This window comes from Kitasatospora sp. NPDC059577, from assembly GCF_042735475.1.
GTDB lineage: Bacteria > Actinomycetota > Actinomycetes > Streptomycetales > Streptomycetaceae > Kitasatospora.
Map to the genome: position 1 here is coordinate 28,693 of NZ_JBHWBZ010000081.1, position 3,866 is coordinate 32,558.

Sequence of the window (3,866 nt, forward strand, 5' to 3'; positions counted from 1 at the left end):
GGCGCGGGTTTTAGTATCCCACCCCATGCCGGCGCGGGGGCCGTGACATACCACCCCCGCCACGCGCCCGCCTGGCCCGCCGACGCCGGCGTCGCCAAGACCCTGGTCTCCTCCTCGATGCTCGACCGCGTCGCCGCCGACCTGGGCCGCACCCTGGTCGAGGTCCCGGTCGGCTTCAAGTGGTTCGTCGACGGCCTGCTGGAGGGCTCGATCGGCTTCGGCGGCGAGGAGAGCGCCGGCGCCTCCTTCCTGCGCCGCGACGGCGGGGTGTGGACCACCGACAAGGACGGCATCCTGCTGGCCCTGCTCGCCTCCGAGATCACCGCCGTCACCGGCGCCACCCCCAGCGCCCGCTACCGCGAGCTGACCGAGCGCCACGGCGCCCCCGCCTACGCCCGCGTCGACGCCCCCGCCGACCGCGAGCAGAAGGCCCGCCTGGCCCGCCTGTCCCCCGAGCGGGTCGGCGCCGGCGAACTCGCCGGCGAGAAGATCACCGCCGTCCTCTCCCACGCCCCCGGCAACGGCGCCCCGATCGGCGGCATCAAGGTCTGCACCGACAACGCCTGGTTCGCCGCCCGCCCCTCCGGCACCGAGGACGTCTACAAGATCTACGCCGAGTCCTTCCACGGCCCCGACCACCTCACCCGCGTCCAGGACGAGGCCCGCGCCCTGGTCAACGAGGTCCTCGGCGGCTGAACCCGCCCGCCGGTACGGCCGCCCCCGCGGCCGTACCGGCACCCGCCCGCCCGGCCGGCTCGACGCCCGCCCGGCCGCCGGTCGCGTAGGGTCCCCACGGCCGCCGGCACACCGGCGCCGCAGCACCAACGGGAGGGAGCGGACCGTGCCGATCAGAGGCGTGCTCTTCGACGTCGACGACACCCTGTTCGACTACTCGGGCTCGGAAGAAGCCGGCATCCTCGCCCACCTGCGGGACCTGTGCCTGCTGGACCGCTTCCCCGCACCCGCCGCGGCGGTGGCACTGTGGCGGGCCGTCATGGAGGAGCAGTACGCGCGCTTCCTGGCCGGTGAGCTGACCTTCACCGGCCAGCAGCACGAACGCACCCGCCGGTTCCTCACCCGCCTCGGCGACGACGGCGCCCGGCACCTGCCGGACGAGCGGGCCGCCGCCTGGTTCGCCGGGTACACGGCCCACCGCGACGCGGCCCGGGCCGCCTTCCCCGACGCCGCGCCCGTCCTGGCCGCCCTCGCGCCCACCCACCGGCTCGGGATCGTCTCCAACTCCTCCACCGCCCACCAGCGCCGCAAACTCGAAGCCGTCGGCCTGCTGGGCCACTTCACCGACGCGGTGCTGGTCTGCTCCGACGAACACGGCGAGGCCAAACCCGCCCCGGGCATCTTCCTGGCCGGCTGCGCACGCCTGGCCCTGGCCCCGCACGAAGTCGCCTACGTCGGGGACAAGTACGACGTCGACGCGCTCGGCGCCCGCGACGCGGGCCTGCGCGCCTTCTGGCTCGACCGCTCCGGCACCGGCGCCCCGGCCGGCGAGGGCATCGGCGTCCTGCACTCCCTCACCGCCCTGCCCGCCGCCCTGCAAGCCGCCACGGACGGGGCCTGAGACCGGACGCCGAGCCGGACGCCGAGCCGGGCGTCAGACGGTAGGCGTGGAGGTGGGCGTGGGGGTGGCGCCGAGCATCTCGCGGCAGCCGTCCGTCAGACCGCTCACGGTGACCGGGACCGTCGCGTGCCGCTCCCAGTCCTCCCGCGACAGGCGCAGCCGCACGGACTCCACGACCCGGCCGTCCAGGACGTCCCGGTCGATGCCGTCCTCGCGGTAACCGAGCCTGCGGGACACCGCGAGGGAGGGCGCGTTGTCGCTGAAGGACACCGACCTGGCCCACTGCCCGCCCAGTTCGGCGAACAGCAGGTGCAGCATCGCCGCGCGCATCTCGGTGCCGAAGCCCGCCCCCTGGTGCTCCAGGCCGACCCAGGAGCCCGAGACGACCTCGCGGCGCACGCCGAACTCCTCGGCCCGCACGTCCTGGACGCCCACCGGGCGTCCCTCGTGGAAGGCGACCAGCTCCAGCGCCCAGTCCTGCGGCGTCCAGCGGCCCAGCCGCCGCCAGTGCATCCGCACCACGTGCCGGGCACGTTCGGCGGGCGGCAACTCGCCCCAGGGGGACAGGAAGGGACGGGTATGCGGCGGGTGGATGCCGCGGGCGGCGAGGTCGGCCACCTCGGCCAGTTCGTCCCCGGTGGGCAGCCGCAGCTCCAGGCGGGGAGAGGTCACGCGCAGCCCGAACAGGGGCCAGTGGTCGATGAGCATCGGGCCAGTGTGCCGGTGCGCCACCCCCGGCGCACCGGGGTTTCCCGCCGGCGCCCCGGCAGCCCGGCCCGGGCGCCGTTGCCCGCCGGCTCCCGCCCGCCGCCGTTGCGCCGCCACCAGGGCGCCGCGCCGCCCGGCTACCGGGTGGCGATCGCCCCGGCGTAGACGTTGTCCGGGGTGACGATCTGCGTGATCGCCCGGGCCAGCAGCGTCGACGGCTCCTGGCCCTGGACCGTGGAGTCGGTGTTGATCTCGACGACCAGCGTGGCCCGCTGCGCCGGCAGGTGGACCGTCACCGTCTCGTAGCCCGGGATCGAGCCGTTGTGCCCGATCCACCCGCCCGTCTCCAGGATGCCCAGCCCGTACGTCGTGTCCGGGAACCCGGTCGGCAGGGTGGTCAGCCGCTGCGCCTGGGTGTGGGGGCTGAGCAGCCGCCCGGTGGCGACGCTCTCCGCCCAGCGGCGCAGGTCCTGCAGGTCGGAGATCATCGCCCCGGCCGCCCAGGCCCAGCTGGGGTTCCAGTCGGTGGCGTCCGCGGTGGCGCCGCTGAGCGTCTGGTCGGTGTAGCCGCGCGGGTGCGGCGCGGGGAACTCGGGGCCGTGGGGGAGCAGGGTGTGGTGCAGGCGGGAGGGGCGCAGCACCCGCTCGTCCAGCACCTCGGCGAGCGGGCGGCCGGTGACCTTCTCGACCACCAGGCCCAGCAGCACGAGGTTGGTGTTGGAGTACTGGAACGTCGTGCCCGGCTCGGACGTGTTGTCGTGCCGGAAGGCGTAGGCGAGGTCCTGCCGGGGGGTGAAGGAGCGCTGGGGGTCGCTGAGCAGGTCGTGGACGAAGCCGGGGTCGGCGGTGTACGGGAACAGGCCGCTGCGCATCTCGGCGAGCTGGCGCAGGGTGATGCAGTCGCCGTTCGGCACGCCGTCGACGTAGGCGGAGATCGGGTCGTCCAGGCCGATGCGGTGCTCGTCGACGAGCTGGAGCAGGGCGGTGACGGTGAAGGTCTTGGTCTCGCTGCCGATGCGCACGTAGTCGTCGGTGCGCATCGGGGCGCCGGTGGTGGTGTCGGCGACGCCGGTGGCGCGGACGTAGCAGCCCCGGCCGGGCATCCAGAGGCCGACGATGACGCCGGGGATGGCGGCCTGGCGGCGGACGTCCGCGATGGCGGTGTCCAGGCGGGCGGTCAGCTGGGGGTCGAGGCCGTCGGGCGGGCAGTCGTCCCCGTTGTCGTGGGTGTCGAAGCGGTGGTTGCCGGTGGGGTGGCCGGCGGCGCCGGCGGGGGCCGCGGTGACCGGGGCCAGGACGGCGGCCGCGGCCAGGGTGGCGGCGAGGAGTCTGCGGTGGTGGGTGCGTCGCACGGGCGGGGGCCTCTCGGGTGGTGGGAGGTCGGACGCACGGCAGCATCACCGGCGCGGCCCCCGGGCACGCCCGGGTCGCGGGCGCGGGGCGCAGAGTCCACCCGTTCGGTGGCGGCCCGCGGCCCGCGGCCCCCCGGCCCCCGCGCGGGGCCCCCCGCCCCGGGGGGGGGGGGGGCGCCGGGCCGGGGTGTGGGGGGGTGACTCCGCGAACCACACGACACGGCGGACGG

3 protein-coding genes and 1 pseudogene are annotated in these 3,866 nt (G+C 75.9%); 2 read left to right on the forward strand and 2 right to left on the reverse strand.

The window, feature by feature from the left end; genetic code table 11:
• Positions 1-72: 72 nt before the first annotated feature.
• Together ACFV0O_RS37905 and ACFV0O_RS37910 are read left to right on the forward strand one after the other, a co-directional pair.
• Positions 73-696: pseudogene (locus tag ACFV0O_RS37905) on the forward strand (phosphoglucomutase, alpha-D-glucose phosphate-specific); the annotation flags it as partial.
• Positions 697-841: 145 nt separating this feature from the next.
• Entirely contained in the window at positions 842-1,576 is a 735-nt protein-coding gene (locus ACFV0O_RS37910) for an HAD family hydrolase (RefSeq protein ID WP_380348823.1), read from the forward strand.
• A gap of 33 nt (positions 1,577-1,609) precedes the next feature.
• Here ACFV0O_RS37910 and ACFV0O_RS37915 read toward each other — a convergent pair whose 3' ends face one another.
• Positions 1,610-2,284, reverse strand: a complete 675-nt coding sequence (locus ACFV0O_RS37915; RefSeq protein WP_380348825.1) for a GNAT family N-acetyltransferase — start codon at positions 2,282-2,284, stop codon at positions 1,610-1,612.
• Between the two features lie 137 nt (positions 2,285-2,421).
• Positions 2,422-3,636, reverse strand: coding sequence for a serine hydrolase domain-containing protein (locus ACFV0O_RS37920; protein WP_380348826.1), 1,215 nt, complete (start codon positions 3,634-3,636; stop codon positions 2,422-2,424).
• Between the last annotated feature and the right edge of the window lie 230 nt (positions 3,637-3,866).